Origin of the sequence: Allgaiera indica, from assembly GCF_900106675.1 — a bacterium.
Lineage (GTDB): Bacteria > Pseudomonadota > Alphaproteobacteria > Rhodobacterales > Rhodobacteraceae > Acidimangrovimonas > Acidimangrovimonas indica.
In genome coordinates, this window is sequence record NZ_FNOB01000004.1 from 186,292 (window position 1) to 212,708 (window position 26,417).

The window sequence follows — 26,417 nt, forward strand, 5'->3', positions numbered from 1 at the left end:
CATGGCGCTGGGCGGGCTCTACACCTCGATGGCCGGGCTCGAGACCTCTTCGGAGCGTCTCGATACCGTCGCGCAGAACCTCGCGAACGCCAACACGCAGGGCTATGCCGCGCAACAGACGGCGGCGATGGCGCTGCCCTATCACGGCCAGGCGGCGCCCGGCGGGGCCGATGTGATCGCGCTGGGCGAGGCCACCGATACCTCGGCCGGGCCGGTCACCCAGACCGGCGCCCCCTATGACGTGGCGGTGCAGGGCGGCTGGCTGGTGGTGCAGACCGAAAACGGCGGCCAGGCGCTGACGCGCGACGGCCACCTGGCCCAGAACGCCCAGAACCTCTTGACCACCGCCAGCGGCCAGCCGGTGCTGGGCGCCAACGGCACCCCGATCAGCCTGCCGGCGCTGCGTGACATCACCATCGCGCGCGATGGCTCGATTTCCGGCATTCCCGCCAGCGCGGTGGGCGGGCAGGCGCAGAATTTCGGCAAGCTGTTCCTGGCCCAGACCCCGGCGGGCGGCGCGCTGCGGCCGCTGGCCAATTCGCTTTACGCCCTGCCGCCCGGCACCGCGCCGCAACCGGCGCCGGCGGCCACCGTTACCCAGGGCGCGCTGGAGGGCAGCAATGTCGATCAGGTGAAGGCGATGATGGACCTGATCGACGTGTCCAAGTCCTACAAGCTGGAAACCCAGGTGATGGGCAAGACCGCCCAGACGCAGACCGCCCTCGACCAGATCCTCATGTCCTGACGGAGACCCCATGCTTCCCGCGCTTTCCACCACCGCCACCGGACTTTCGGCCGAACAGGTCGAGATCGATTCGATTTCGAACAACCTCGCCAACCTCAACACCGTGGGCTTCAAGAAATCCGATCCGGTGTTCGAGACGCTGGCCTATCAGCAGCATATCCAGCCGGGCGCCTCGTCCAGCGGCAACACGCTGTACCCGTCGGGCTATGACATGGGCACCGGGGTGCGGGTCGCGGCGACGGTGCCGGTGCTGACCCAGGGCAACCTGAAACAGACGAACGAGCCCCTGGACATGGCGATCCAGGGCGCGGGCTATTTCCAGGTGCTGCAACCCAACGGCCAGATCGCCTATACCCGCGACGGCGCCTTTCAGCTGGACCAGAACGGCCATCTGGTCACCGCCGACGGCTATCAGGTGCTGCCCAACATCACCATTCCGCCGAACGCCACCAGCGTGACCATCGGCCAGGACGGCACGATCTCGGCCACCACGCCGGGGTCGTCCAACGCGGCGGTGGTGGGGCAGATCCAGTTGGCCAATTTCGTCAACCCGCAGGGTCTGCAGCCGATCGGCAACAACCTGTTCCTGCAGACGAATTCCAGCGGCGCCGCGATCACCGGGAACCCGCAGGCGAACGGGCTGGGCTCGGTCAACCAGAATTTTCTGGAGCAGTCGAACACCAGCGTGGTCGATTCCATGGTCAATCTGATCGCGGCCGAGCGCGCCTATCAGCTGGGCACCAACGCGGCCTCGGCCGCCGGGCGTACGCTGAGCGAGCTGTCCGCGATGGCCGCCAGTGCATGATCCGCGCGCGCCGATCCATCGCGGCCCCGGCCGCGGGCCTGGCGCTTGCCGTGGTGCTGTCGGGTTGCGCGACCAAGGCGCCCAGCAAGCGGCTGTTCGTGCAGCCCGCGCAGTTTCCGGTGCAGGCCCGTGCGGCGCCCGATGCGGTGAACGGATCCGTCGTGCCGGTGAACGCGACCGGATCGCCCTATGGCAACCAGGCCGACTGGCAGCCTGGCGATATCGTCACGGTCAACGTGTCGCTATCGACCACGGCGCAAAACAGCGACAACGGCAATCTGAAGAAAAGCGCGACCTTCAACGACAGCGGCACCCAGATCCTGGGCTACAAGCCGACCTTGCAGCTTTCCAGCAAGACCGCCTTCGCCGGCGCCGGCACCACGAGCGGTTCGAACAACGTCACGACCGAACTGGCCGCCGTTGTCACCCGGGTCGAGCCGAACGGCGTTCTGGCGCTGCGCGGCCGCACCAACGTGAACATCAACGGCAATGTCACCGGGATCGAGGTGACCGGCTTTGCCCGTCCGCAGGACATCGGGCCGAACAACACGCTCGATTCATCGCAACTGGCCGATGCCAACATCCAATACGTCGGCATCGGCGACATCAATTCGGCGCATCACGTCCCATGGCTCGAAAGCACGCTGTCCAAATATTCGCCGTTCTGATCGGGCTGGCACTGCCGCTGGCGGCATCGCAGGCCCGGGCCGACCGGGTCCGGCGGCTGGTGACGCTGGCGGGCGCGCCGGACAACCAGATCGTGGGCTACGGGCTGGTCGTGGGCCTGCCGGGAACGGGTGATCAGACCACCCAGATCCCCTATACCCAGCAGGCGATCACCAACATGCTGTCGCATGAGGGGATCACCCTGCCCAAGACCGCCTTCATGCAGCCCAACGATGTCGCATCGGTCATGGTGACGGCCCAGGTGCCGCCCTATACGGAACCCGGATCGAACCTGACGGTGACCGTCGCGGCGCTGGGCAACGCGACCTCGCTGTCGGGCGGGGTGCTGTTGCCGACGCCGCTGAAGGGCAGCAACGGCCATGTCTATGCCCAGGCGCAGGGGCCGCTGCTGGTCAGCGGGTTCGCGGCGGCCAAGTCGGGATCTTCGGTGCGCCGCAACACGCCGACGGTCGGGCGCATTCCCGATGGCGCGGTGATGTCGCGCGCCATTCCCACCGCCACCTGGTCGCATTACGGATCGGCCAGGCTGCTGCTGAAACGGCCCAGCTATGAAAACGCCACCCGCATCGCCACGGCGATAGATCGCGCGCTGGGCCGTGGCGTGGCGCGGGCGACGTCGCCCGATGTGGTCGAGGTGCGGCGCCACGGCCGGCTTGGCGCCGTGGCCTTCATGGCGCGGGTGCTGGGCGTGCAGGTCACGCCCGAGGCACCGCCGCCCGCGGTCATCGTCGATGCCCAGTCGGGCACGATCGTGATGGGCGGCGACGTGCGCCTGCGGCCGGCGATCGTGTCCTACGGCAATCTGACGGTGTCGATCCAGGCGGCCAACAGCGTCAGCCAGCCCAACCCCCTGGCGCGGGGCAACACCGTGGGGGTGCAGAACGCCAACATCACTGCCCGGCAATCCGCCGGCCATGTCGTTACCCTGCCGGCCGCGACCACGCTGGCGCAGATCGCCGCCGCGCTGAACAAGATCGGCGCCAAGCCGTCGGATCTGATCGCCATCGTCGAGGCGCTGAAGGAGGCCGGGGCGCTGGACGCCCGGGTCAAGGTGGTCTGATGCTGGTTACCTCGCCGCGCAACCCGGCCGAGACCGGCCCCCAGGGCCTGAAGCTGGTGGCCGAGGCCGAGAAGCTGGAGGCCCTGCTGTGGGAGCAGGTGCTGACCTCGATGACCCGCTCGGCGCTGCCGGCCGGGTCGCTGGGCACCGGATCGCAGCTTTATAATGGGCTGGCGACGCGGGCGCTGGCCTCGAAGATGTTCGGCAGCACGGATAGCGGGCTGACGCGGCAGATCGTGGCCCAGTTGAAGACCGAGATCGGTGGATCTGGCACTTCGTCCGGCCTGCAGGCGCCCTCTACCCTGCAAGCACTGTCGGCCCATGCCGGGGTGCAGGGCGCGGCCGCTTTGGCACCCGAGGCAAGGGCGGTCAGCTATGCACGCGCGGTCTGGCCCGCGATCAAGGCGACGGCGGCCAGCCTGCAGGTGCCGCCCGTCGCGATCCTGGCGCAATCGGCGCTGGAAACCGGCTGGGGCGCCTCGACGCCGGGCAACAACCTGTTCGGGATCAAGGCCGTGGGTGCCCAGGCCGCGACCCGGGCCGCAACCCACGAAGAGGTGGGCGGCGCGCTGACCCCGACCGAGGCCCGCTTTGCCGCCTTCGGTTCCGGAGCCGATTGCCTGACGCATTACGCGGGGCTGATCCGGCGGGTCTATCCCCAGGCGATGGGGGCCGGGTCGGTCGCGCAATATGCGGATGCGCTGGCACGCGGCGGCTATGCGACCGACAGCAATTATGCCCGCAAGATCGTCGCCACCGCGCAATCGCCGCTGATGCAATCGGTGCTGCACGCCGTTGAAGGAGCGACGCTATGACATCCGGATTGAACTCGGCCGTTGCCGCCGCCCTGTCGGGGCTGGATGCTTTCTCGGAAGGTATCAACACGATCGGCAACAATATCGCCAACCAGGCTACGACCGGCTATGCGGTGCGTAGTGTCGATGCGCAGACCGCGCGCAACGCCGGCGGTCGTGCCGGCGCCGGGGTGCTGGATCCGGCGCTGGTGCAGCGCGCGACGGATGCGGTGCAGGCCGCGGGCGTCTATTCCGCCACCGCCGCAAGCAACGCCGCCTCGGCATTGTCGTCGGCATTGACCGCGATCGACCAGGCGTTCACCGGCAGCGGCGACATCACCACCGCCACCGGCAGTTTCTTTTCCGATCTGGCGACGCTGGCGTCGGACCCGACGAACACTGCCCAGATTGGCACGGTGATGGCCGATGCGCAGACGCTGGCGGGCACGTTCAATTCCGCTTCCGGGGCGCTGGTGCAGCAAAACGCGCAGATCAGCACCCAGATCACCCAGCAGGTGGGGCAGGCCAACGCGCTGCTGACCCAGCTGGCCGCGATCAACAAGCAACTTCAGTCCAGCCCCAAGGACGCCGCGCTGCTGGATCAGCAGCAGGCGGCGCTGACCAAGCTGTCGTCCTACATGAACCTGGGCACCGTACCCCTGGGCGACAGTGGCGCCGTCGCGGTGATGAGCGGCGGCACCGTGCTGGTCGATCAGGCCGGCGCGCAGCAGATCGACGTCAGCCAGCCCCGGCCCGGCGATCAACCGGTGCTGAGCACCGGCCCGGACAAGTCGCCGCTGTCGCTGTCGGGGTCGGGAGGCTCGCTTGGCGGGTTGCTTGCGGGCTTTGCATCGACCAGCGCCGCGGGCAAGCGGCTGGACTGGATCGCGGGCACCTTGGCGGGGCTGGTGAACCAGTCCCAGGCCCAGGGGCTGGACGGCACCGGCGCCTCTGGCAAGGCGCTGTTCCAGACCACGCCGCCCAGTGTGACGCCCGGCGCGGGCAACACCGGCAGCGCCACGCTTGCCCCCAGCATCACCAATGCGGGCGCCCTGCCATCGAATGGCCAGGGCTATACGCTAAGCTATTCCACCGCCGGATGGACCGCGACGGTGCCCGGCAGCGGCCAGTCCACCGCGCTGGGCAACGGTAGCCCGCTGACGCTGAACGGCATGAACATCGCCGTCACCGGCACCCCGAACCCCGGAGACAGCTTTCGCATCGCCCCCGAGCCCGGCGCGGCCGCCGCATTGCGTCTGACCACCACCGACCCCGCCGCCCTGGCGGTGGCCGATCCCTATGTGCTGGTCGCAGGCACCGTTTCCGCCAGCGGCGCGGTGACGAACAACAACGCCGGCACGATCAACGAGGCCTCGGACAGCGTGACCGCCACCCCTACGGGCGGTGCTGCCGTGGTCCCGGCAAGTGCCTTCGGTCACGACCTGGAAGTCCGGTTCACCAGTTCGTCGGCCTACAACGTGGTCGACAAGAGCACCGGTTCCACCGTCAGCAGCGGCAGTTTCACGGGCGGCAACGCGAACATCGCCGTGGCCTATCCCGCGGGTGGGGCGGCGGCGGGCAGCTATTGGCAGGTTACCCTGTCGGGGGCGCCGGCGCCGGGAGACGTCGCCACGCTGAACCCGGGGGGGTTGAACAGCGGCTCCAACGCGCAGCGCATGTCGGGATTGTGGAACACCGCCGATGCGACGCTGCCGGGCGGGTCGCTGCAGGGCTCGGTCCTGTCGTTGATCGGCAGTACAGGCACGGCTTCGGCGCAGGCGAAATCGCTGGTCGCGAACACGGCCTCCAGCCTGACGACGGCGCAATCCAACCTGTCGAAAGTCGCGGGCGTGAACCTGGACAACCAGGCCGCGCTGCTGACCGAGTTCCAGCAGGCCTATCAGGCCGCCGCAAAGGTGATCTCGACCGCCAATTCGATGTTCCAATCCCTGATCCAGGTCGTCTAGGAGGCGCACGATGGACAATTCCTTCTACTCCCGTGCCGGGCAGGGCTTTGCCGGACAAGAGGCCCGCATCGCCACGCTGGAACAGCAGCTTTCGACCGGCTCCAAGGTGCCGACCGCGGGAACCGACCCCGCCGCCTATATCGGCAATCAGGCCGATCAGGCGACGGTGCGGCGGCTGGATGCGCTGAACGCCGGCCAGGTGAACCTGCAGCAGAATCTGGGCACCGCCACCATGGCGATGGATCAGGCGACAAGCGCGTTGGACCATATCCAAAGCATCGCCCTGCAGGCGGCGAACGGCACCACCAGCAACCAGGATTTCCAGGCCCTCAGCCAGCAGGTGGGCGAGGGGCTGCAACAGATCCTGAGCCTTGCGAATACCCAGGGCAGCAACGGAAACTACGTCTTTGCCGGCACCGCCAGGCAGACCCAGCCCTTCGTGACCGACGCCGCGGGCGGGGTCAGCTACATGGGCAACGACGGCACTTCGGCGGTCGAGATATCCCCCGGAGTCACGGTCAACGCGGCGCTTAGCGGCGATGTGTTCACCAATGCCAGATCCGGCAACGGCTTCGCCTCGGTCACCGCGTCGGCGTCGAACACCGGATCGGGCACGGTGATGGCCACGGGCGTGTCCGACGCCGCCGCCGCCGCCGCCTTCCAAAGCGGCAGCACCCCGGTGACGCTGGCGTTTTCCAGTTCGGCCAACGGGGCGGTCAGCTATACCGCCACCTCGGGCAGCAGCACGATCGGCAGCGGGCCGGTGAACACCGCGAACGGGGCCAGCACCACGATCACCCTCGACGGGGTGGAACTGACCGTGGCGGGCCAACCCAAGGCGGGCGACAGCTTCACCATGGCGCCGTCGCGGCCGCAGTCGATCTTCGATCTGGTCAAGCAGATCCAGACGGCGCTGGCCTCGCCCGGGACCACGCCGGCGGTGCGGGCGCAGACGCGGCAGTTGATCGGCAATTCGCTGGCCACCATCGTGCAGTATCAGCACCGCCTGGCCGGGGCCTCGGCCAAGGCCGGGGTGGTCTTGCAGGCCACCAGTGCGGCCGCGACGTCGAATGCCCGTGCCAGTACCAGCGCCAAGGAAAACGCCAGCGCCCTGGTGTCGGCCAACACCCCCCAGGTGCTGAGCGAGTTGCAGAACCGCTCCTCGGCGCTGCAGGCGGCGATGAAGGCCTTCTCGGTCGCCTCGCAGCTCAATCTTTTCAAGTATCTCTGAAGCGGAACCCATCATGAACGATCTGCGCAGCGATGAAAGGCAGGCCATCCTGGTCGTCGGCTATTACCGCAGCGGCACCTCGGCGCTGTGCGGATCGCTCGCCGATCTGGGGGTTCAGATCAGCAGCGACGCCGAAAGCAACGAATCGAACCCCAAGGGGTTCTTCGAATCGACCGAGCTGATCAAGTTCGACATCCGCGTCCTCGAACTGATGCAATCGTACTGGAGCGACCTTTCCCCCCTGCCCGAGGGTTGGATCGACCGCGCCGACGTGCAGCTGCAGCGCGAAATGCTGGCCGAGATCCTGACCCGCCAGTTCGCCGGGGCGCCGCTGGTGGCGGTGAAGCACCCGCATATGTGCCGGCTTCTGCCGCTGTATGAACAGGCGGCGCGCGATGCGGGCTATGGGGTGAAGGTGCTGCATACGCATCGTTCTCCCTATGCCGTGGCGACCAGTCAGGCGACGAAGAACAACCTGACGCGGGCCCATGCGATCGCGCTTTGGGCCAGCTACATCACCTCGGCCGAACACGGCGCGCGCGGGTTGCCGCGTGCCTGGGTCCAGTATCCGGACCTTTTGCGCGAAGCCGACGGCACGGTGCGCCGGGCGCTGGCCGAGATCGGGATCGAGGTGGCCGACGGGCGCAATATCGGCTTCGTCACCAAGGCGCTGAACCGGTCCGACGAGGCCGGGGCCGAGGGGCTGTTTCGCCCTCTGGCCCGGCTGGCGGCCGAGATCGAGGCCGCGATCGTCGAGGGCGCGGGGGCCGAGGTCTGGGATGAGCTGCGCGCCCGCAGCACCGACATCGCCGGTTTCGTGGCCGAGCTGGGCCAATCGGGCAATCGTGCCGCGCCGGGGGTGGGCCAGGGCCTGCTGGTGGCGATGCCCGCCGGGCGCGGCGTGCAGATCGCGGGGGCGGCCAAGACCCATCCGATCCGTCCGCCCGAGCGCGGCGACGCGGTCGAGGAAGCCCGGGTGAAGGCCTTGCTGGAACGCGCGCGCAAGGCCCATGGTGGCCTGCCGGGCCTTAGCCTGCTGATCGCCTGCCCCGAGGGCTGCACCCAGGCGCAGCTGCGCGACACGCTGGACTCGGTCGCGCAGAACTGGTGCCAGCCAGAGGTGAAGATTGCCTTCTCCGCCGCGCCGGGCCTGGATTTCGACGGCGCCGGCCTGACGATGGAGCGCCGCTTCGACACCGAGCCGGAGATGACGGCCGCCCTGTTCGCCGCGCTGTCCGAGGCGCGCACCGATTACGCCGCGATCGTCAATGCCGGCGACATGATCGAACCCGACGCGATCGCCCGCTTCACCCTGCGCGCCGTCGCCTCCGGGGCGGACATGATCTATTGCGACGAGATCGCGCCCAGCCCGGGCGGGCCATGGATCCGGGCGAAGCCGGCGATGTCGCTGCCGCGCCTGCTGGAATCGTGCTTCGTGGGCGATTGGGTCTGGTACCGGGGCGCCACGGTGGCCGATCTGGGCGGTTTTCGCCCCGATCTGTTCCCGGGCGCCGAGGAACAGGACATGCAGATCCGCCTGGCCGGCGCCGGCAAGCGCATAGAGGCGCTGCCCGAGGCGCTGTTCGTGCGCGGCGAGAACACCCGCCGCGACGGCGTCGCGTTGGAGGTTGCGACCGAAAGCGCCCGCGCCTCGATCGCGGCGCATCTGGAACGGACCGCGGCGGGCGGCACGGTGCGCGCCGGGGCGATCGCGGGGCTGTTCGCGGTCGACTATCCCGCCAAGCCCGATCCCGCGGTGACGCTGGGCATCCTGTGCCGGGCGCCGATCACCCCCGACGTGGTGCAACTGGCGGTGAACAAGCTGTTGCCCCAGCACGATGGCAAGGCCTCCTGCATCGCCTTCCTGCGGCCCCATGACGGCGAAGAGACGACCGAGGCGATGACGCATTTCCTTGACAAGGTGGCGGCCGAGGTCACGCCCAACCACCCCTCGATCCGGGTGGTCGAAGCCGCGCCGCATCTGGGGGCGACGCTGGCGCGGCTGGGGCAGATCCGGCCGGGCAATCATGTGGCGCTGGTCGATCCGGTCTGCGCGCCGTCCGAGGCCGACGTGCTGGGCGTGCTGGCCGCCTTGCTGGACAGGCTGGATGATGCCGGCGCGGTTGCGCCGCTGGCGTTCTTTCGCGATGGCGAGCGCAGCGCGCGCCTGCGCGGGCCGCTGCTCTTTGGTGCCGAGGCCCGTGTCGGCGAGGGATACGAGGCCAGCTCTCCGGGGCCGGGCGGGTGGCTGGCGACGACCCAGCCGGTCGATGCGGTCGACGGCCCGATCGTGGCCCTGCGCGCCGGCGCCGCCTTCGATCCCAGGGCCGATAGCTGGGCCGCGGTTTGCGCCGGGTTGCGGGCCGGGCCCGACGGCCCCGCGCTGACGGCCTATTGGACGCCCCGCCGTCAGGTCGAGATCCCAGACCCCGGCACCGCCCGCGACCCGGAAGTCGCCGCGGCCCGGGAAATTCCCTATCGCGGCACCCATCACCATCCGGCGATGACGATCTCCGGATCGCCGCTGATCCTGGAAGGCCGCGCCGGTCTGGTCGATGCCGATGCCGCCGCGCTGGTCACCACCGCGGGTCTGCCAGAGGACGGCCGCACCATTGCCGCGGCCCGGTTCGCGCGCGGCGCGGGCCGCCTGCAGGCCGGCATCGCGGCCGAGCCGATCGACGCGGCCTCGGTCTTGCGCGCGCAGCGCCAGGGGCGCCGCTGGATCCGCCTGAACCCCACGCAACGCGTGTTGCAGCCGGGCGCGCAGGCCGAGATCCCTGCCGATACGCTGGTGTGGTCGACCCTGCCGGCCGAGGGCTCGGCCGAGATCCTGCGCGCGGCACAGCGCAGCGTTGCAACCTCGGCCCGGCTGGCGGCGCGGCTGCGGGGGATGGGGGCGCGCGATGTCGACGTGATCCGACCGCGGTTGACGCGAGAGATCTGGGCCGGGTTCACGCCCGGCACGGCGCAGGCCAAGCCCGGGGTGATCTGGGTGCGCGAAACCGGGGTCGAGGTGCCCTGGATCGAGCAAATCCTGCAAGAGACCGCGGACCGGCTGGCCTGGACCGTGGTCTGCCCGGAAAGACCCGCCGCCCTGCCGGGCCAAGCCGCGCATCGTACCGTGCCGGTCTACGAGGAAGACTGGGCGCGGCTCTTTGCCGAGACCGGCGCCGCGATCCTTGTGCGGCCGACACCGGGCGCAAATTGGTGCGACGACTACCTCGTCGCGCTGGCGCTGGCGGCGGGCTGCCGCGTGCTGGCCGGCAAGGAAAGCGAGATCCGCCCCGAACTGGCCCCATTGGTGGCCAAGACCCTGCCCTCGGGCGCGGTTGCGCGCTGGGTTGCCGCGCTGCAGGGGCTGACCGGGGACCAACCCGACACGGCCGCCCGCGCGGCGCTGCTGGACACGCCCGCCCTGTGGCTGGACGCGAAGGGCGACGCGCTCGACTGGCTGGCCCCCGTCGAGACCGGCACCGGCGTCCCGGCGCCGGCGGATCGCGAAAGCGCCTCTCATGCGGCCTGAGGTGGGGGCGCCCGCGCTGGCGGCCGGATTGGCGGGGTCGCTGGCGATCGCTTCGGCGGCCTGGGCCGCGGGCGGGCACGAAAGCGCCGCGGCGATCCGGGCGGCGATTGCCGCGAAGCTGGGCGGCGGGCCGGTGAAGGTGCTGCCCAATGGCGGCGCGATGATGCCCGCCTGCCGGGGGCCGCTGGACGTGGGCTGGCTGCCTTCGACCAATGCGGGGTTCAGGACGGCCTCCGTTCATTGCGCCAGCCCGTCGTGGACGATCTACGCGGGCGTGCGGACCGCAGATGACAAGACCGTGCTGGTGGCGACGCGCGCGATTCCGGCGGGCGGGGCGATAGACGGCACGGATACGGCGCGGCGATCGGTACCGGCCACCGCCGTGCTTGGCCCGGTGGTGACACCGGCGCGTCTGTCCGGGGACCTGCGCGCCAGGGGGCCGATCGCCGCCGGGCAGCCGATCCTGACCTCGATGACCGATCTTCCCGTCGTGGTGCGCAGCGGTCAGAAGATCGTGCTGCAGGTGCGGCAGGGCGGGCTGCTGATCTCTGCCCGCGGGGTCGCGCTTCAGAACGGCACCGCGGGCGAGGAGATCGAGGTCGAAAACTCGGCCACGCATCGTCGGCTTCGCGCCGACGTGGTGCGCCGGTTGCCTGCCGCGTCTGGCGTTTATGCGATGGTGTCGGACGATGCCGCGAACTGAATCCCGCCCCGACCGGCACGCGCCGCGCCGGGGCCCGAATACCAAGAAGGTTTCCTTTCCGTGCCCAAATATCTTCTGATCGGCCTTGGCGTCCTGCTGTTCCTGGCGATGGCGGTCGGCGATGGCCTGGGGATCATGGCCTACCTGAAATTGCGTTCGCTTCCGGTGCAGAGCGCGGCGGCCCATGTCGCCGGCGGCTCCGGTTCGGCCGCGGGCAAGGCTGCGGCCAAGCCCACGCCGAAGGCGCCGCCCCGGCCCACCGCAGAGAACGCCAATTTCGTCGAGATTCCGCAATTCGTGGTCACCATTCCCGCCCGGGCGCCGAATGCCGGCACCAACGGCAACGCCGGCGACGCGAACGCGGCCGATGGCTCTGCCGCCACGGCCCATCCGGCCTATCTGCAATTGTCGCTGTCCTTCCTGACCGAAAGCCAGCGCGCGGCGAAGGATTTCGCCAAGCTGATGCCGATGATCAAGTCGGCGATCATCAGCGACGTGATGTCATCGGGGCTGTCGCCCAATGGCGATCCGGTGAAGATGAAGCACCAGATCAGCGAATACAGCCTGCAGGCGGCCAATACCATCGTGTCGCAGGCCGACGCCAAGGTCGGCAAGACGCCCTTCGTCGGCGCCTATGTCACCACCTTCGTCACGCAATAAGCCATGCAGGGTGCCACCTCTCCGCTTGTCAGTGTGACGACCCAGGGGCACGGGCAGGTGTTCTCGCTGGATATCCAGACCCTGCTGATCATCACGCTGCTGGCCTTCCTGCCGGGGCTGGTGCTGCTGATGACCAGTTTCACGCGGTTCATCGTGGTGCTGGCGATCTTTCGGCAGGCGCTGGGACTGACCACGACGCCGCCGAACATCCTGTTGATCGCCCTGGCGCTGATCCTGTCCGCCTTCGTCATGCGTCCGACGCTGGAGACGGTGAACAACGCAGCGCTGCAACCCTATCTGGCGCGCAAGATTTCCTTTGATGACGCGACCAAGGCGGCGATCGCGCCGATGCGGGCCTTCATGCTGAAACAGGTCCGCGAACGCGAATTGCACCTGTTCGTCAACCTCTCGGGCCACAAGGGCGAATATGCGAACCTCGACGACGTGCCGTTGCTGACACTGGTGCCGGCCTTCGTGACGTCGGAATTGCAAAGCGCGTTCCAGATCGGGTTCCTGATCTACATCCCCTTTGCGCTGATCGATCTGGCGGTCGCGGCGATCCTGATGGCGTTGGGGATGATCATGGTCTCGCCCACGCTGATATCCCTGCCGATCAAGCTGCTGCTGTTCGTGTCGATCGGGGGATGGTCGCTGCTGCTGGGTTCGGTCGCGCGCAGCGTCGTCCATTAGGCGGCCGGTCGCGCCCCGGGGGTCGATCACGCCTCGGCGTGCAGGCCGGGGCCGTCATCGTCGTCGGGGCCGTTGGCACCGGCCCAGCGGTTTTCCTTCATCTCCAGCAGCACGTCGCCTATCTGCCGCTCGGAGCGCGAGATGATCGCGCGCGCCAACTTGTATTCGCGGATCAGCTCTTGCATCTGCGCGGCTTCGGCCTGGCGTCCAGGCGCGGCGACCAGGGCCTGGTAAGCGGATTCGAGCGTGTGGTGATTGGCGTGGCGAAGCACCTCGCGCAGGCGCTCGAACACAGAGCGCGTGGTTTCGGCGCGGGCCTCGAAGGCGAGGCTGGAGGCGCGCAGCTTCGCCGGGGGCGCGGTGGCGATGCTGGCCGAAAGGGTCTCGGCCTCCTCGCGCAGCGATTGCGCAGCACCCAGGGCGCCGTCCAGCGCCGCGGCGAAATCGGCGGCATCGGCAGGATCAGTCACGACCAAGTTTCCGGGCCAGCAGGCGCTCGAAGGATTGTATCGCGCCCGCGATCCTGGCTGCGGGCGGCCGGTAGCTGCCTGTGGCGACCTGCGATGCCAACTGCTGGACCCGTGCGTCTTCGTGCGGCTGATCGGCGGCGGCGACCCCTTTCAGCAGCGCGGCCGCATCCTGTGCCTGACCGGAAAGCGAGACGACCTCTCCCCCCTGCACCTGAGAGGCGGTGGTCGGTGCCGAACCTGGCTGCGCACGGTCTGCCGCCTGGGTGGTGCCGGGTTTGGGCTGATCGACGGGGAGGGTTCCGTTGGATATGCCAGAGATCTTGACCATTACCGTTCAGCCAGGTTCCTGATTTCCGTTTCGAGCATGCCGATCTGCTCGACGATCGCGCGCAGCGCCTCGGTATCGTTCTCGGCATGTGCCTGGGTCAGCCGTACGTTATAGCTGGTGTAGAGTCCAGCAAGCACGCCGCCCAGGGAACTGGGGCCGTCCGGCACGGTGATCGCCTGAAGGAAGGACAACAGCCCAGAAGCCCCGGTGACCGCGGCGATCTTCGCTTCGGTCTGCTCCAACTCGATCGCGCGGCGGGTACGCGTAAGATAGGTCCTTACCCCGCGTAGGCCGATCAGCAGGGTCTCCAGCGTCGGCTCTTCGGAAAGGACGGCAGTGTCGCGATAGAAGGCGGCAGTGTCTGACATGATCGTAATCAACCTTTTGTGCTGGCGGAACCGGTCAGGATCGACAGGTAGGACAGGGTGGAAGAGGCGCTGCTGGTGTTGCCGATGGCATTGGCGAATTCACGTTCCAGATTGGCGACCTGCTGGTTGCCGATCTGGGTTTGCATGGCGATCTGCGATTTCAGCGATGCAACGCTGGATTTCAGGTCAGTCGCCGCGGCCCCGACGAAGCCGCTGGCGGCGGTACCGGTGCCAGACCCCGCCGCCGACGCGGCCGATCCGGTGGTGCCGATCGCGCCGCTGACGATGCCGCCGACCTTGGTTTCCAGCGCCTTGATCAGGTTGTCGGCGCCCGTCGGGTTGGCGGCATAAGCCGTGTTGAAGGTGGCGCTGCTGAACGACAGCTTGCCGCTGGACGAGATCGTGAAGCCCAGCGCGTTCGCCGTCATCCCGCCGCTGGCGGCCGAGGACACCGCAGACAGCAGATCCTGTTTCAGCTGTTGCACCTGTACATCGCCCAAAAGCGGCCCCGACTTCGCGCTTTTCGACGAGGCGCTGGCCGAGGATTTGGGTGCCACAAAGGCGGTCTGCTTGGCGATTTCACCGACCGCGCTGTTGAGCTTGTTGGCAAAGGCCGACAGCGCCGAGGACAGCCCCGTGGAAGAGCTGGCCACAGACACCGTGGCCGAGCCCGAGGACACCAGGTTCAGCGTCAGCCCGCTGACCAGCGACACGCCGCTGTTCGAAGTTTCGCTGACCGGCACGCCGTTCAGCGTGAAAGATGCATTGCGCGCCGCCTGGCCCAGCGTCATCGTGCCGCCGCTGCTGTTGTAGGACAGACCCGACATCGCGCCCGTCCCGCTGACCGTGAAGGATTGCGAGGACCCGGTGGTGCTGCTTTTCAGCACCAGTTTCGCACCCTTGGCGGTGTTGATCACCGAGGCCTGCACCCCCTTGCCGGCGGCGTTGATCGCCTGGGCCACGCCGTTCACCGTATCGGCCGAAGAGGCGACGTTCACCGTTGCCGAGGCACCGCTGCCGAATTTGAAGGTCAGCGCCCCCGAGCCCGACCCGATCGCCGCGCCGCCCGACGCATAGGAGCCAGAGTAGACCTCTTGGCTGTGCGCCAGCTTGATGCCCGACAGGGTGTAGGAACCGCTGGCGGCGCTGGATTTGGCCGAGGCCGTCGCCACCGCGCTGGCGCTGGTGGTGGCCTTCATCGTGTTTAGCGACGCCGGATTGGACAGCCCGCTGAGCGCGCCGTTCAGCGACGACAGCGCGCCGCGTACCGATCCAAGCGCCGAGATCTGCGCGTTGTCGGCCTTGATCTGCGATTGTTCCAGCGTGATCGGCGCCTGGATCCGCGCCCGCAACTGGCTGACGATCGCGGTCACCTCGGCCGACGAGAACAGGCTTGAGACAGAGTTGGTCAACGGCGTTCTCCCTGAAGTGCGCCCGCGCCGCGGCACGGGCTGGTGCGGTCACCCATCGCGGATGACGTGGCCAGGCGCCTCTGGGCGCCTGGCCGGTCCTGTGGTGCCGGTTAGGGCAGCAGTGAAAGATACGCTTGCTGCAGCCGGCTGCTCGATTTAAGTGCCGCCACGCCCGCCTGGGCCTGGATCTGGCTTTGGGTCAGTTGCTGGCTGACCTGCGGGATATTGGCGTCCTGCACGCTCGACAGGCCGTTTTGCAGGTTGCTGGCGGTGGTGGTCAGGTTGTTCAGCGTAGCCTGCATCCGCTGCTGCGTCGCGCCCAGCTGGCCGCCCAGGTTGTTGAGGCCCTGGATCGCGTATTTGACGATGTTGATCGCCTGGTTGGCACCGCCGACCGTCGAGACGTTGACCGACGACAGCGTTTCCAGGTTCGACTGCGAGGCGAGGCCGATAGCCTTGGCGTTGCCGACGCTGAAGCCGGCATCGGACTGGAACGAGACCTTGCCCTGTGCGACCAGCGTTGCGCCGCCGGAGGCCGCGGTGAAGGCCGAACCGGTGGTGGTGCCACCGAAGGTCTTCGCACCCGGGGTGTTGACCGCCTGGAACGTGCCCTGCGACACCCCGGTGATCGAGATGTTCTTGCCCTCGCTCTGGGTCAGGACGATGTTGCCCGAGGCGTTCTGGGTCGCGGTAATGCCGCTTTTCGCGGTGTCGTTGTTGATCGCCGACACCAGACCCGAGGCGCCGGTCGCCGAGATCTTCGAGGTGTTGGTGGCGCCAGCCGCGGACCCGTTGCCCAGCGTGAAGTTGAAGCTGCCGCCCGCCCCGCCAGTCGCCTTAAGCACAAGCTGCGTCGAGGCCTGGGCCTGGACGTTGGTCTGGTTGGTCGCGGTATTGACCGAAGCGGCGATCGAGGCCGCCGATTCATTGGTCGTGACGGCGACGTTGGCGGACCCGTTCGAGCCGTTGATGGCAAGCGTGCCCGCGGTGAACGCCTTGCCGGAGGCGGTGGCCGCGGCCGAGCCGGTCGCGGTGTAGAGCGCGGTGGAGCCGCCAGCAGCCGCCAGCGTGTTCATCCCGATCGCGTTGGCCGAGGTGTTGCCGATCGACAGGCTCAGCGTCTGGCCTTCGCTGGCGCCCACCTGGAACTGGATCCCGGTGAAGGTGCCGTTGAGCAGGCTGATGTTGTTGAACTGGGTCTGGTTCGCGATCGTCGTGATCTGGCCGGTCAACTGCGACACCACGCCTTGCAGCGACTGGGCCTCTTGCGGGGTCTGGGTGCCGTTCGCGGCCTGCACCGCGATCGAGTTCAGCTTTTGCGTCACGTTCAGCTGCTGCTGGACCGCACCCTGCGCGGTTTGCAGCAGCGAGATGCCTTCGTTGGCGTTGTTGCTGGCCTGGTTCACGCCGTTGATCTGGCTGGTGAAGCCTTGGGCGGTGATGAAGCCCGCGGGGTTGTCGGACGGGCTGTTGATCTTCAGCCCGCTCGAAAGTTGCTGTTCGTAGCTGTTGTTTGCCTGCTGCGCGGCCGAGATGCCGTTCAGCGCGGCAAGCGCACCGCTGTTGGATAGGATGGAGCCGATGGCGCCGGACATGATGTACCTCCTGCCGGGGTTAAAGTCGGCGACGGCAGGTGGGCTGCCGATCGCTATGACTCTATTCGAACCCGTGCGGCGATAATTTCAGGCCCGACGATGACGATTGCGTGATCTGACGCCCGATCCGGCGGGTGCCCGGGCAGGCGGAGAGGGCTGCCCTCGCCCCGCAGGTGGGCAGCCGGGGCGCCGGGGCGTGCCCTAATCGGCGGCGGACAGCACGATCGGCGTCCCGTGCGGCGTGGCGCGTGCGGCGGCCTGCCAGCGCGCGGTCAGCGCCGCCACCTCGCCCGCGCCGGCGATGCCGCGCCGTTCCAGCAGTGCCACCAGCGCCTCGGACCAGATCCGCCAGTATTCTGCGGCCTCGGCCTTTTGCACCCGGGGGCCGAATTCGGCGGTCCAGTCGGTCCAGGTAAAGTGTCCGGCCTCGTTCAGCGCGATTGTCATGGCGAAGACCTGGGCCTGCCACGGTTCGGTAAAGGGGGCCTCAGGCGTCGGCGTGTTCAAGGTAGGGCTCCCACGCTTCGATGCTGACGGTCAGGGTCGGGTCGGCCCCCGCGCCGTAAAGCTCGGCCGCGTCGAATTGTACCGTGTAAAGGGGTTTGGGGTCTTCGTCGGGCGCGTGGGCGTGACGGTCGGGGAAGATATGCGCGCCGTGCATGGCGGTGATCCGGCCGACATGACCGCGGGCATAGCCCGGCAGGCGGGTGTGGCCGGCGGGCTGGTGGTTGCGGGTGCGCACCCGGTCTCCGACCGCGAAGGCGGGGGCGGGGCCGGGGCGGTCGGCGGGGCCGCCGCGTGCCAGCACGCCCGCGACATCGGCGGGCGCCAGGCGCCGGTCGGAACGCAGGCCCGGGCGCATGGCATGGCCGGCGGCCAGTTCGTCGGCGCCGATTTCGCCCGCGCGTTCCAGAAGATCGCTCAGCGCGCGCAGCCAGATCTCGTAATAGCTGGCGTTGTAGTAGATCGCGGGGGGCAGGCTTTCGCGGGCGTGGCGCGAGCTGTCGATGTTCCAGTGCCCCAGCGCGCCGCAGGCCAGTGTCACGCCCAGCACGCGCTTTTCCCAATCGGCATGGAAGCGGGTGGTTTCGGCTTCCGGCACCACCGGGCCGAAGCCATGGCGCCCGCCCAGATCCTGCGGCCCGTTCATGCCGCGCCCCCCTCGGGGCGGGAGGGCTGGCCGCAGCCGATCATGCTGTCGCGGGTGACCAGGGCCGCAAGGGCCTCGGCATCCATTCCCTCGGTGCCGGCGGGGCGCTCGGGGATCACCAGATAACGCACCTCGGCGGTGGAATCCCAGACGTGGATCTTGCGGTCCTGGGGCAGGGTCACGCCGAATTCGGCCAGCACCGCGCGCGGTTCGCGCACCGCGCGTGACCGGTAGGCGGGTGCCTTGTACCAGGTCGGCGGCAGGCCCAGAACCGGCCAAGGGTAGCAAGAGCACAGCGTGCACACGATCATGTTGTGCTGCTCGGGGGTGTTGAACACCGCGATCATGTGTTCGCCCTGGCGCCCGACGAACCCCATCGAGGAAATCGCCGCCGTCGCGTCGCGGCGCAGCCAATCCGCGAAATCGGGATCGGTCCAGGCGCGGGCCACCACCGCGGCACCGTTGCGCGGCCCGACCTGGTGTTCATAGGTCTCGATGATCGCATCCACCGCGGCGGGGTCGACCAACCCCTTTTCCACCAGGATGGTCTCCAGCGCGCGGGCCCGCGCGGTCATCTCGTCCATCTCGTTGTCGTGGTCATGCCCGTGGTCGTGCGGATGATCGTGCATCTGCCCTGCCTTTGCTGGGTCGGTCGCGCATCACTATGGCAAAGGCGCGCAGCCGGGGCAATCGCCGGCGGCGCCGGGCTACAGCCAGCCGCGGCGCTTGAAATACAGGTAGGGCAGGATCGCCGAAAGGATCATCAACCCGATCGCCCAGGGGTAGCCCAGATCCCAATGCAGTTCCGGCATGTACTTGAAGTTCATCCCGTAGATCGAGGCGATCAGTGTCGGCGGCAGGAACACCACCGCCGCGACCGAGAAGATCTTGATGATCGCGTTCTGCTCGATGTTGATCATCCCCAGCGTCGCATCCAGCAGGAAGGTGATCTTCTGCGACAGGAAGCTGGAGTGATCCTCGAGCGAGCGGATGTCGCGCGACAGCGTCTTGATCCGTTCGCGCATGTCCTTGGCGCTTTTGAGTTGCAAAGTGGCCTGGCCGAGAAAGCCCACCAGGCGTTCCAGCGTGACCAGGCTGTCGCGGATGTTCGAGGTCAGATCGCCCTTGCGGCCGATGTCTTCCAGAACCGCCTGAAAGTCGCGGCTTCGCGTCGGCTTGTCGATCCGGTAGCGAAACACCGCGCGCGAGATCTGGTCCACCTCGCGGCCGGCGCGTTCCAGGATGTCGGCCAGACGGTCGACGATCGCCTCCAGCAGGGCGACCAGAACGCTTTCGCCGCTGTCGCAGCCCATCGGCACCTTTTCGGCGCGCACCGGGAAGGTCTTGAAGGCGCGGGGTTCGTGATAGCGCAGGGTGATCAGCCGCGGCCCGGACAGGATGAAGGTAACGGGGCGCATCTCGGGATCGTCACCATCCGCGTGCGACGGCAGGATCGCGGTCATGAAGATCGCGCCGTCCTCCTTGTAGAGCCGCGAGGAAATCTCGATCTCCTCCATCTCTTCCTGCGTCGGTATGGCGATACCCAGCCGGTCGCCAAGGGCGCGCTGCTCATCGGTGGAGGGGGCGATCAGATCGACCCAGACCAGCTGTTCGGTCAGGTCGGGGGATCCCTCTTGCACCCGCAGGCGCCCGGCTTCGTTGATGAAATTTCTCAGCATCGCATTCATCGTCCTTTTCGCTCGCCCGGACCTTCGCTTGGTTCGACACGCCCGGCCGGGCCCCCTTCCTTCGCCCGCCAGGATGTCGCCCAGATGTCATCGTCAAGCCCCGGGCGACGCATAAGCGTCATAGTCACGTCGGGGTGATGGCATCGAGTTTATCCTCGTGCAAGATAAGGGATTTGGCCTATGACTTCGCCTTGGAAGATATCCTCCGGCGAACCCAAGGTTGATCGACGGGGGAAATATTGGTTTTTTGCGGCGAAGGCCAGGACGAGCCCAGGTTGTCCGGCGACTCTCGCCGCTTCGTGACTCGGTCTAGAATTCGCGCGCAGGGGGCTGAGGGAAAACATGGCGGATATTTCGGCCCCGGCGGCCGTTTCTCCCGACCCTGCGGGCAGGGCGCCCGCATTCATTGCGACCCCCCTGCGCGGGCTGCTTTCGATTTCCGCGTTGCAGCTGGTGCTGTGGACGCTGGTGCCGGCGCTCTTGAACAAGACGCCGCCGACCGACACGCTGGAAGGTTACATGTGGGGGCGCGAATGGGTGCCGATGACCTACAAGCACCCCCAGATGCCGGCCTGGCTGCTGGAAATCACCCATGACCTGACCGGGTCCTACACCTGGGGCCATTTCCTGCTGTCGCAGATCTTCATCTGCGCGACCTTCGCGATGGTCTACCTGATGGCCCGCGACATGGTGGGCAAGCGCGGCGCGCTGGCGGCGGTGCTGCTGCTGCCGACGCTGGCGGTGTTCAGCTGGGGGACGCGGCAGTTCAACCATGACGTGGCGCAGATGCCATTCTGGGTTGCGGTGTCCTGGCTTCTGTGGCGGGCCGCGCGCGACGACAAGATGGGCTGGTGGGTCGCGCTGGGACTGGTGTCGGGGATCTCGCTTTACGCGAAATTCTCGATGGGTCTGATCCTGCTGTTCGGCGCGCTCTGGCTGTGCATAGAGCCGCAGGCGCGCAGGCGCTGGGCCGGGCCCGGCCCCTGGGTGGCGCTGGCGATCGTCGCGCTGTTCAGCGCCACGGTGATCTACAACATCGCGCAACTGCATTTCCTGCCCGTCACCTATGCCGACGGGCGCGACGGCTGGGTGCTGAACCACCGAGGGCGGTTCTACTACATCGGCGTGCAGGTGATGCTGCTGCTGATCTTCCCGATCGCGCTGTATGCCAGCGGCCTGTTGCGTCGCGCCAGGGATGAACCGGCCGGCTTCGATCCGCGCCTGCTGGGTGACCGGCGGGCACGCATCTACCTGCTGTGGATGGGGGCGGGGCCGCCGCTGCTGCTGGCGCTGGCATCCCCGTTCACCGGGGTGGGCGAAGCCTGGAGCAAGCCGATGTACAGCCTGCTGGGGCTGATCGCGGTCGCCTATCTGGGGCGTCGCCTGACCGATCGGGTGCTGCGGCGCCTGGCGGGCTGGTCGGTGGGGGTGCTGCTGTTCGGCGTGGTGACCTATGCGATCTTCGTGCCGGTCAAATGCTATGTCGCAGGAGATCTGAACAACGCCTGCGTGCCGGGCCCGACGATCGGGGCGCGGTTGCAGCAGATCTGGCACGCGCAGGTCCACCGGCCGCTGCGCATCGTCGCGGGGGACGGCAGCATCATGATGACGGCGGGGGTTTTCGCCAGCGACCTGCCGTCGATGTTCACCGATTTCAACTTTGCCTATTCGCCCTGGATCACCCCCGAGCGCATCGCGCGGCAGGGGATGATGGCAATCTGGGCCAACGCCGGGCCGCCGCCGCCGGGGGCCGCGCCCTGGATCGCCGGGCATCCCATCGAACGGGCGCAATTTCCCTGGGCCAAGGGGCGCTCGCCGTTGACCGTCAGCTATGTCATCGTGCCGCCAGAAGCCGGCGCGAAACCCGGCGCCGCGGCGGAGGGGAAGAAATGACCCTTTCGCGTGGCAGCCGGCTAAGCGTGGTCATCCCCGCCTTCAACGAGGAGCGCAACATCGCCGCGGTGATCGAGCGCACCGCCGCCGTGCTGGAAGATCTGGGGCTGGAATGGACGATACTTTTCGTCGATGACGGTTCCGTCGACGCGACGCGCGATTTGATCCGCCTGTGGCATGCGCGCGACGCCCGGATCCGCGCGGTGTTCCTGTCGCGCAACTTCGGCAAGGAGGTTGCGATCGCGGCGGGGCTGCGCAAGGCCCGGGGCGACGCGGTGGTCGTGATGGATGCCGACCTTCAGCATCCGCCCGAAACGATCCGCGATTTCGTCGCCGCCTGGCATGAGGGGGCCGAGGTCGTCTTTGGCCACCGCGCCGACGAGGCGCATGCCGGCCTGATGCGTCGTCTGGCCTCGCAGGCCTTCTATCCGGTGTTCCGGTTGCTGTCGCAGCTGCCGCTTGAGGCCGGGACGGTGGATTTCGTGCTGCTCGACCGCAAGGCGGTGGACGCGCTGAACCTGTTCCAGGAACGCCGGCGCTTCACCAAGGGGCTGTTTCGCTGGATCGGCTTTCGCAGCCGTACGGTGGAATTCGTCTGCGCCGAGCGCACCCGGGGCGCCTCCAGCTTCAACCTGCGCCGGCTGTTGGCCTTCGCGATGGACGGGATCATCGCCTTTTCCTCGTTTCCGCTGCGGGTCTGGTCGGCGATCGGGGCGATCATTTCTTCTGGGTCGATCCTCTATGCGCTCTATTTCCTGATCCGCACGCTGATCCATGGTAGCAGCGTGCCGGGCTTTCCCTCGTTGATCGTCTCGATCACCTTCCTGTCGGGGATCCAGCTGCTGTCGCTTGGGGTGATCGGCGAATACCTGTCGCGCGTCTATGAAGAGGTGAAGGCGCGGCCGATCTTCCTGGTGGGCGAGGAACTGGGCCCCGATTCCGGCCCCGCCTTCGCCCCCGAGACCGCCAAGGCCGCCGCGGCCGGCGCCCTGCAGGCGCCAGAGGACGGCGCCGCGTCCGGTCACGCCAAATCCCAGCCGGCGTGATGGCCACGGCGGTGCGCTTCCTGCTTTCGGCGGATGATTATGCGCTGACGCCGGGTGTCTCGCGCGGCATCGCGGAACTGGCGCAAGCGCGGCGGTTGTCGGCCACCACGGCGCTTGTCACCCTGCCCGGATGGGAAGGCGCGGCGCAAGACGTGGCCCGGCTGCGAGGCCAGATCGCCGTGGGGCTGCATCTGAACCTGACGCTGGGTGCGCCGCTGGGGCCGATGCCGCGGCATGCGCCAGGGGGGCGGTTGCCGCCGATCCGGGACTGGATCCGGCGCGGGCTGGGCGGCGCGATCGACCTGGCCGAGGTGCAGGCCGAAATCGCCCGCCAGATCGCGCGGTTCGAGGCGGTCGCCGGTGCCCCGCCAGACCTGATCGACGGCCATCACCATGTCCATGCCCTGCCCGGCGTGCGCCGCGCGCTGGCGGCGGCGCTGCGCGATCGTTTCGGCGCCGGCCCGGCGCCGCTGTTGCGGGTGCCCGCAGATGGCCTGTGGCCCATCCTGCGTCGCCGCGCGGCACCGGCCAAGGCGCTGACGGTCGCTGTGCTTTCGGCGCCCGCGGCGCCGCTTTTTCGGGGCTTGGGCGCGCCGGTGAACGCAGGGTTTTCGGGCTTTTCGGCCTTTCGCCGCGACATCCCTTTCGCGCAGGAACTTGCGCGGTTTTGCAGGGCGCCGGGGCGCCGTCACATGGTGATGTGCCACCCCGGCCATGCCGATGCCGCACTGCGGGCGCTGGATCCGGTGGCGGCCCGGCGCGAGGACGAACTGGCCACGCTGATGGCTGTTGCCGATCTTCCCGCGCGGATCCATCATCCCGCCGGGGCGCGCGGCCCCGACGGCAGGATCGGGTGGGACTTTCTTGACCGGACGTGACCGCAATGACCGCCGACGTGGCGCCCATATGACCGGCTTCGTCTTCTCGGGGCTGCTGGCCTTCGCCGTCGATGCGGGCTTGTTGGTGGTGCTGACTCATTGGGCGGGGATGTCGCCCTTCCTGGCGCGGGTGCCTTCGATCGCCTTGTCGATGCTTGCGGGCTGGTTGAGCAACCGGCGCTTGACCTTTCGGGTGCCGGGGCCGCCCGGGCCGATCGAATTCTTGCGCTACGCCATGGCCAGCGGCACCGGAGTCGCGGTGAATTACGCCGTGTTCTCGGCCCTGTTGCTGGCCTGGCCGGCGCTGCTGCCGGTGGCCGCGCTGGTCGCCGCATCGGGGGCGGCTGCGGGGTTTTCCTATGCGGGCTACCGTTGGTTCGCGTTTCGGCGCTAGGGCCCGCACCCAAGGGCCAGCCCGGCGCCGCAACGCGTTGCGCGCCGCTGCTGCATTCGACCACTGGACGCTGGTAGTGTCTTGGTGAATGATCGCCAAATCGGGAACGCGCGCAAGAACTTCCGGGTATGAGGAGCAGTTCTGCGTGACGAAAGACAGCCGCGAGTGGGTCAAGCGCGCCCTGTTGGGGTGGGCGTTTCTGTGTCTGGCCGCGGGGATCGCGCTGGGTCTGGGCGACCATCCGAACCAGGCAGAATGGCTGTGGCGGCTTGGCGTGCTGCCGACCCTGGCCGCGCTGCTGGTCGAGATCGTGCGCAGCCTGGGGCGTGGTGAGGTCGGCCTTGATATCGTCGCGGCGCTGTCGATGTCGGCGGCGCTGATCTTCGGACAGACGCTGGCGGCGGCGGTGGTCGCGGTGATGTATTCCGGTGGTACGCTGCTGGAAAGCCTGGCCGAGGGCCGCGCCCGACGCGAGATGCGCGCGCTGCTGTCGCGGGTGCCGCGCAGCGCCACCAGGCACCGCAACGGCGCGTTGGAAGAGGTGCCGCTGGTGCGGATCGTCCCTGGCGACCGGCTGTTGATCCGGCGGGGAGAGGTAGTGCCGGTGGATGGCGCGATCGCCTCGGACAGCGCCTTTGTCGATACATCGGCCCTGACTGGCGAATCGATGCCCGTGCGTCTGGCGCGGGGCGCCGAGGCGATGAGCGGCGCGACCAACGCGGGCGGGGCGTTTGATCTGGTGGCCAGCCGGCCGGCGGCGGAAAGCACCTATGCCGGAATCGTGCGGCTGGTCGAGGCTGCGCAACGTTCCAAGGCGCCGATGTCGCGGCTGGCGGATCTGTGGTCGCTGGGCTTCCTGGCGGTGACCGTTTCGATCGCCGGCGCGGCCTGGTGGATGACCGGCGATCCGATCCGCGCTGTTGCGGTGCTGGTGGTGGCCACGCCCTGCCCGCTGATCCTGGCAGTGCCGATCGCGCTGGTCGCGGGGATGTCGCGGGCGGCACATTTCGGGGTGCTGGTGAAGGGCGCGGGCCCGTTGGAGACGATGGCGCGGATCCGGACGCTGATTCTGGACAAGACCGGCACCCTGACCGACGGCCGCCCGCGCATCGTGTCGGTCGAGCTTCACGCGGACCTGGGCGAGGATGAGGTGCTGCGCTATGCCGCCGCGCTGGATCAGGCCTCGAAACACCCGGTGGGGCAGGCGGTGGTGGCCGCCGCCGTGGCTCGGAAGCTGACGCTTCCGGTGCCTTCGGCGGTGACCGAATTCCTTGGCGAAGGCGTCGAGGGCCTGGTCGAGGGGCACGAAGTTCTGGTCGGGGGCATTGATTTCGTCGCCGGGCGGCTGGGGCGGCAGGGGCAGGCCGCACCGCACGCCCGGATCGCAGGGGCCGTGCTGGTGGCGGTGGCGGTCGACGGGGTACTGACCGGAACGCTGGTGATGGCCGATTCGCTGCGCCAGGAGGTGGGCGCGATGCTGACGACATTGCGCGCCGGCGGGGTCACGCGCATCCTGCTGGCTACCGGCGACCGCGCCGAGGTGGCCGAATGCGTCACCGAGGGGCTGGGGCTGGACGCCCTGCGCTCCGGGCTGACCCCCGGCCAGAAGGTGGATCTGGTGGTCGAGGAACGCCGCCGGGCGCCGGTGATGATGGTGGGCGACGGCATCAACGACGCCCCGGCCCTGGCCGCCGCCGATGTCGGCGTCGCGATGGGCGCGCGCGGCGCGACGGCCTCGGCCGAAGCCGCCGATGCGGTGCTGCTGATCGATCATATCGGTCATCTGAGCACCGGCCTGCTGATCGCCCGCCGAGCCCGCGGGATCGCGCTGCAAAGCGTCATCGTGGGGATCGGACTGTCCGTCGCCGGCATGATCGCGGCGGCCTTTGGCTATCTGTCACCGGTCGAAGGCGCGCTGTTGCAGGAGGCGATCGATATCGCGGTGATACTCAATTCGCTTCGGGCGTTACGCGCCCCCGCCGCGACGGCGCTGTTCGACCGGCCGGATCCGGCGCTTGTCTAGGGGGTTGCACATCGGTCTGGTGCGCGCCGGCTGGAATTCCATCGTCGTGTTTCACATGGTTTCACGTTTGACGCCCTGGCACCGGCGGCTTGTTAACCCGGATCTGGAATCGATCTATGATATTGATCTATGATTCAGGGCGCAGTGGCACCACCACGGCGGCGCCGACCAGGGCCCAAGGCCTGTGGTCCGCTGTCAGCGCAACGTGGACAGGGGTGTCATGCCGCAGGGGCGATGATCAGGGCGTTGCGCGAACTACGCGGGGTGGGATGCCCCTATTGCGGCCATAATACGCGCGTGTTTTCAA

At 68.3% G+C, this 26,417-nt stretch carries 25 protein-coding genes; 16 read left to right on the forward strand and 9 right to left on the reverse strand.

The window, feature by feature from the left end; translation table 11 throughout:
- Window position 1: 1 nt before the first annotated feature.
- From BLV97_RS05240 to fliP, 11 genes are read left to right on the forward strand one after another with little or no spacing between them, the layout of a single operon-like run.
- Window positions 2-745 carry a flagellar hook basal-body protein gene (locus BLV97_RS05240; RefSeq protein WP_051646079.1) on the forward strand — a complete coding sequence of 248 codons (744 nt, stop codon included), beginning with the start codon at window positions 2-4 and terminating at the stop codon, window positions 743-745.
- 10 nt (window positions 746-755) lie between these two features.
- Window positions 756-1,550 carry a flagellar basal-body rod protein FlgG gene (gene flgG, locus BLV97_RS05245; RefSeq protein ID WP_035842893.1) on the forward strand — a complete coding sequence of 265 codons (795 nt, stop codon included), beginning with the start codon at window positions 756-758 and terminating at the stop codon, window positions 1,548-1,550.
- Window positions 1,547-2,218 carry a flagellar basal body L-ring protein FlgH gene (locus tag BLV97_RS05250; protein WP_051646080.1) on the forward strand — a complete coding sequence of 224 codons (672 nt, stop codon included), beginning with the start codon at window positions 1,547-1,549 and terminating at the stop codon, window positions 2,216-2,218. The genes flgG and BLV97_RS05250 overlap by 4 nt, the downstream gene beginning before the upstream one ends.
- On the forward strand, window positions 2,179-3,297 hold the full coding sequence (locus tag BLV97_RS05255) for a flagellar basal body P-ring protein FlgI (protein WP_035842895.1): 1,119 nt from the start codon (window positions 2,179-2,181) through the stop codon (window positions 3,295-3,297). Before BLV97_RS05250 ends, BLV97_RS05255 begins: the two co-directional genes overlap by 40 nt.
- Window positions 3,297-4,112 (forward strand): glycoside hydrolase family 73 protein, encoded by an 816-nt coding sequence (locus BLV97_RS05260; protein ID WP_051646081.1) that lies wholly within the window; start codon window positions 3,297-3,299, stop codon window positions 4,110-4,112. The genes BLV97_RS05255 and BLV97_RS05260 overlap by 1 nt, the downstream gene beginning before the upstream one ends.
- A complete protein-coding gene (locus tag BLV97_RS05265) occupies window positions 4,109-6,058 on the forward strand; it encodes a FlgK family flagellar hook-associated protein (protein WP_035842897.1) in 1,950 nt (649 codons plus the stop codon). The genes BLV97_RS05260 and BLV97_RS05265 overlap by 4 nt, the downstream gene beginning before the upstream one ends.
- Before the next feature lie 10 nt (window positions 6,059-6,068).
- Window positions 6,069-7,289, forward strand: coding sequence for a flagellar hook-associated protein FlgL (gene flgL / locus BLV97_RS05270; RefSeq protein ID WP_035842899.1), 1,221 nt, complete (start codon window positions 6,069-6,071; stop codon window positions 7,287-7,289).
- A 13-nt stretch (window positions 7,290-7,302) separates the two neighbouring features.
- Window positions 7,303-10,812: a hypothetical protein gene (locus tag BLV97_RS05275; protein WP_035842902.1), complete on the forward strand. Its 3,510-nt coding sequence runs from the start codon at window positions 7,303-7,305 to the stop codon at window positions 10,810-10,812.
- Window positions 10,802-11,515, forward strand: coding sequence for a flagellar basal body P-ring formation chaperone FlgA (flgA, locus tag BLV97_RS05280; protein WP_035842904.1), 714 nt, complete (start codon window positions 10,802-10,804; stop codon window positions 11,513-11,515). Before BLV97_RS05275 ends, flgA begins: the two co-directional genes overlap by 11 nt.
- Before the next feature lie 60 nt (window positions 11,516-11,575).
- Complete coding sequence (locus tag BLV97_RS05285) at window positions 11,576-12,175, forward strand: flagellar basal body-associated FliL family protein (protein WP_035842906.1); 600 nt, start codon at window positions 11,576-11,578, stop codon at window positions 12,173-12,175.
- A 3-nt stretch (window positions 12,176-12,178) separates the two neighbouring features.
- Entirely contained in the window at window positions 12,179-12,865 is a 687-nt protein-coding gene (gene fliP, locus BLV97_RS05290; RefSeq protein WP_051646082.1) for a flagellar type III secretion system pore protein FliP, read from the forward strand.
- 26 nt (window positions 12,866-12,891) lie between these two features.
- Here the strand turns inward: fliP and BLV97_RS05295 are convergent, their stop codons facing one another.
- From BLV97_RS05295 to corA, 9 genes are all read right to left on the reverse strand, one after another.
- Window positions 12,892-13,335, reverse strand: coding sequence for a hypothetical protein (locus BLV97_RS05295; RefSeq protein WP_035842908.1), 444 nt, complete (start codon window positions 13,333-13,335; stop codon window positions 12,892-12,894).
- Window positions 13,328-13,663: a flagellar biosynthesis anti-sigma factor FlgM gene (locus BLV97_RS05300; protein ID WP_035842911.1), complete on the reverse strand. Its 336-nt coding sequence runs from the start codon at window positions 13,661-13,663 to the stop codon at window positions 13,328-13,330. Before BLV97_RS05300 ends, BLV97_RS05295 begins: the two co-directional genes overlap by 8 nt.
- Window positions 13,663-14,031 (reverse strand): flagellar protein FliS, encoded by a 369-nt coding sequence (locus tag BLV97_RS05305; RefSeq protein WP_035842913.1) that lies wholly within the window; start codon window positions 14,029-14,031, stop codon window positions 13,663-13,665. The genes BLV97_RS05300 and BLV97_RS05305 overlap by 1 nt, the downstream gene beginning before the upstream one ends.
- Window positions 14,032-14,039: 8 nt before the next feature.
- Complete coding sequence (gene fliD, locus BLV97_RS05310; protein WP_035842916.1) at window positions 14,040-15,443, reverse strand: flagellar filament capping protein FliD; 1,404 nt, start codon at window positions 15,441-15,443, stop codon at window positions 14,040-14,042.
- Window positions 15,444-15,553: 110 nt separating this feature from the next.
- The gene (locus BLV97_RS05315; RefSeq protein WP_035842919.1) at window positions 15,554-17,038 is read right to left on the reverse strand and encodes a flagellin N-terminal helical domain-containing protein; all 1,485 of its coding nucleotides are present in this window, start codon (window positions 17,036-17,038) and stop codon (window positions 15,554-15,556) included.
- A 201-nt stretch (window positions 17,039-17,239) separates the two neighbouring features.
- The gene (locus tag BLV97_RS05320; RefSeq protein ID WP_035842922.1) at window positions 17,240-17,545 is read right to left on the reverse strand and encodes a nitrile hydratase accessory protein; all 306 of its coding nucleotides are present in this window, start codon (window positions 17,543-17,545) and stop codon (window positions 17,240-17,242) included.
- Window positions 17,526-18,188 (reverse strand): nitrile hydratase subunit beta, encoded by a 663-nt coding sequence (nthB, locus tag BLV97_RS05325; RefSeq protein WP_035842924.1) that lies wholly within the window; start codon window positions 18,186-18,188, stop codon window positions 17,526-17,528. The genes BLV97_RS05320 and nthB overlap by 20 nt, the downstream gene beginning before the upstream one ends.
- Window positions 18,185-18,817 carry a nitrile hydratase subunit alpha gene (gene nthA, locus BLV97_RS05330; RefSeq protein ID WP_035842926.1) on the reverse strand — a complete coding sequence of 211 codons (633 nt, stop codon included), beginning with the start codon at window positions 18,815-18,817 and terminating at the stop codon, window positions 18,185-18,187. Before nthA ends, nthB begins: the two co-directional genes overlap by 4 nt.
- 78 nt (window positions 18,818-18,895) lie before the next feature.
- Complete coding sequence (gene corA, locus BLV97_RS05335) at window positions 18,896-19,876, reverse strand: magnesium/cobalt transporter CorA (protein WP_210184766.1); 981 nt, start codon at window positions 19,874-19,876, stop codon at window positions 18,896-18,898.
- A gap of 342 nt (window positions 19,877-20,218) precedes the next feature.
- Between corA and BLV97_RS05340 the strand changes: the two genes are divergently transcribed.
- The 5 genes from BLV97_RS05340 (at window position 20,219) to BLV97_RS05360 (ending at window position 26,110) form a co-directional block, all read left to right on the forward strand.
- Window positions 20,219-21,769, forward strand: coding sequence for a glycosyltransferase family 39 protein (locus tag BLV97_RS05340; protein ID WP_051646083.1), 1,551 nt, complete (start codon window positions 20,219-20,221; stop codon window positions 21,767-21,769).
- Window positions 21,766-22,815, forward strand: coding sequence for a glycosyltransferase family 2 protein (locus BLV97_RS05345; protein WP_081825067.1), 1,050 nt, complete (start codon window positions 21,766-21,768; stop codon window positions 22,813-22,815). The genes BLV97_RS05340 and BLV97_RS05345 overlap by 4 nt, the downstream gene beginning before the upstream one ends.
- Window positions 22,815-23,693, forward strand: a complete 879-nt coding sequence (locus BLV97_RS05350; RefSeq protein ID WP_035842928.1) for a ChbG/HpnK family deacetylase — start codon at window positions 22,815-22,817, stop codon at window positions 23,691-23,693. The genes BLV97_RS05345 and BLV97_RS05350 overlap by 1 nt, the downstream gene beginning before the upstream one ends.
- Window positions 23,680-24,087 carry a GtrA family protein gene (locus tag BLV97_RS05355; RefSeq protein ID WP_143037493.1) on the forward strand — a complete coding sequence of 136 codons (408 nt, stop codon included), beginning with the start codon at window positions 23,680-23,682 and terminating at the stop codon, window positions 24,085-24,087. Before BLV97_RS05350 ends, BLV97_RS05355 begins: the two co-directional genes overlap by 14 nt.
- A 145-nt stretch (window positions 24,088-24,232) precedes the next feature.
- Window positions 24,233-26,110 (forward strand): heavy metal translocating P-type ATPase, encoded by a 1,878-nt coding sequence (locus BLV97_RS05360; protein ID WP_035842934.1) that lies wholly within the window; start codon window positions 24,233-24,235, stop codon window positions 26,108-26,110.
- Window positions 26,111-26,417: the final 307 nt, after the last annotated feature.

Coding starts and splice junctions, on each gene's coding strand:
- BLV97_RS05240 (WP_051646079.1), top strand. CDS start 2: ATGGCGCTGGGCGGGCTCTACACCTCGATGGCCGGGCTCGAGACCTCT.
- flgG (WP_035842893.1), top strand. CDS start 756: ATGCTTCCCGCGCTTTCCACCACCGCCACCGGACTTTCGGCCGAACAG.
- BLV97_RS05250 (WP_051646080.1), top strand. CDS start 1,547: ATGATCCGCGCGCGCCGATCCATCGCGGCCCCGGCCGCGGGCCTGGCG.
- BLV97_RS05255 (WP_035842895.1), top strand. CDS start 2,179: ATGGCTCGAAAGCACGCTGTCCAAATATTCGCCGTTCTGATCGGGCTG.
- BLV97_RS05260 (WP_051646081.1), top strand. CDS start 3,297: ATGCTGGTTACCTCGCCGCGCAACCCGGCCGAGACCGGCCCCCAGGGC.
- BLV97_RS05265 (WP_035842897.1), top strand. CDS start 4,109: ATGACATCCGGATTGAACTCGGCCGTTGCCGCCGCCCTGTCGGGGCTG.
- flgL (WP_035842899.1), top strand. CDS start 6,069: ATGGACAATTCCTTCTACTCCCGTGCCGGGCAGGGCTTTGCCGGACAA.
- BLV97_RS05275 (WP_035842902.1), top strand. CDS start 7,303: ATGAACGATCTGCGCAGCGATGAAAGGCAGGCCATCCTGGTCGTCGGC.
- flgA (WP_035842904.1), top strand. CDS start 10,802: ATGCGGCCTGAGGTGGGGGCGCCCGCGCTGGCGGCCGGATTGGCGGGG.
- fliP (WP_051646082.1), top strand. CDS start 12,179: ATGCAGGGTGCCACCTCTCCGCTTGTCAGTGTGACGACCCAGGGGCAC.
- BLV97_RS05300 (WP_035842911.1), bottom strand. CDS start 13,663: ATGGTCAAGATCTCTGGCATATCCAACGGAACCCTCCCCGTCGATCAG.
- BLV97_RS05305 (WP_035842913.1), bottom strand. CDS start 14,031: ATGTCAGACACTGCCGCCTTCTATCGCGACACTGCCGTCCTTTCCGAA.
- BLV97_RS05315 (WP_035842919.1), bottom strand. CDS start 17,038: ATGTCCGGCGCCATCGGCTCCATCCTATCCAACAGCGGTGCGCTTGCC.
- nthB (WP_035842924.1), bottom strand. CDS start 18,188: ATGAACGGGCCGCAGGATCTGGGCGGGCGCCATGGCTTCGGCCCGGTG.
- nthA (WP_035842926.1), bottom strand. CDS start 18,817: ATGCACGATCATCCGCACGACCACGGGCATGACCACGACAACGAGATG.
- corA (WP_210184766.1), bottom strand. CDS start 19,876: ATGAATGCGATGCTGAGAAATTTCATCAACGAAGCCGGGCGCCTGCGG.
- BLV97_RS05340 (WP_051646083.1), top strand. CDS start 20,219: ATGGCGGATATTTCGGCCCCGGCGGCCGTTTCTCCCGACCCTGCGGGC.
- BLV97_RS05345 (WP_081825067.1), top strand. CDS start 21,766: ATGACCCTTTCGCGTGGCAGCCGGCTAAGCGTGGTCATCCCCGCCTTC.
- BLV97_RS05350 (WP_035842928.1), top strand. CDS start 22,815: ATGGCCACGGCGGTGCGCTTCCTGCTTTCGGCGGATGATTATGCGCTG.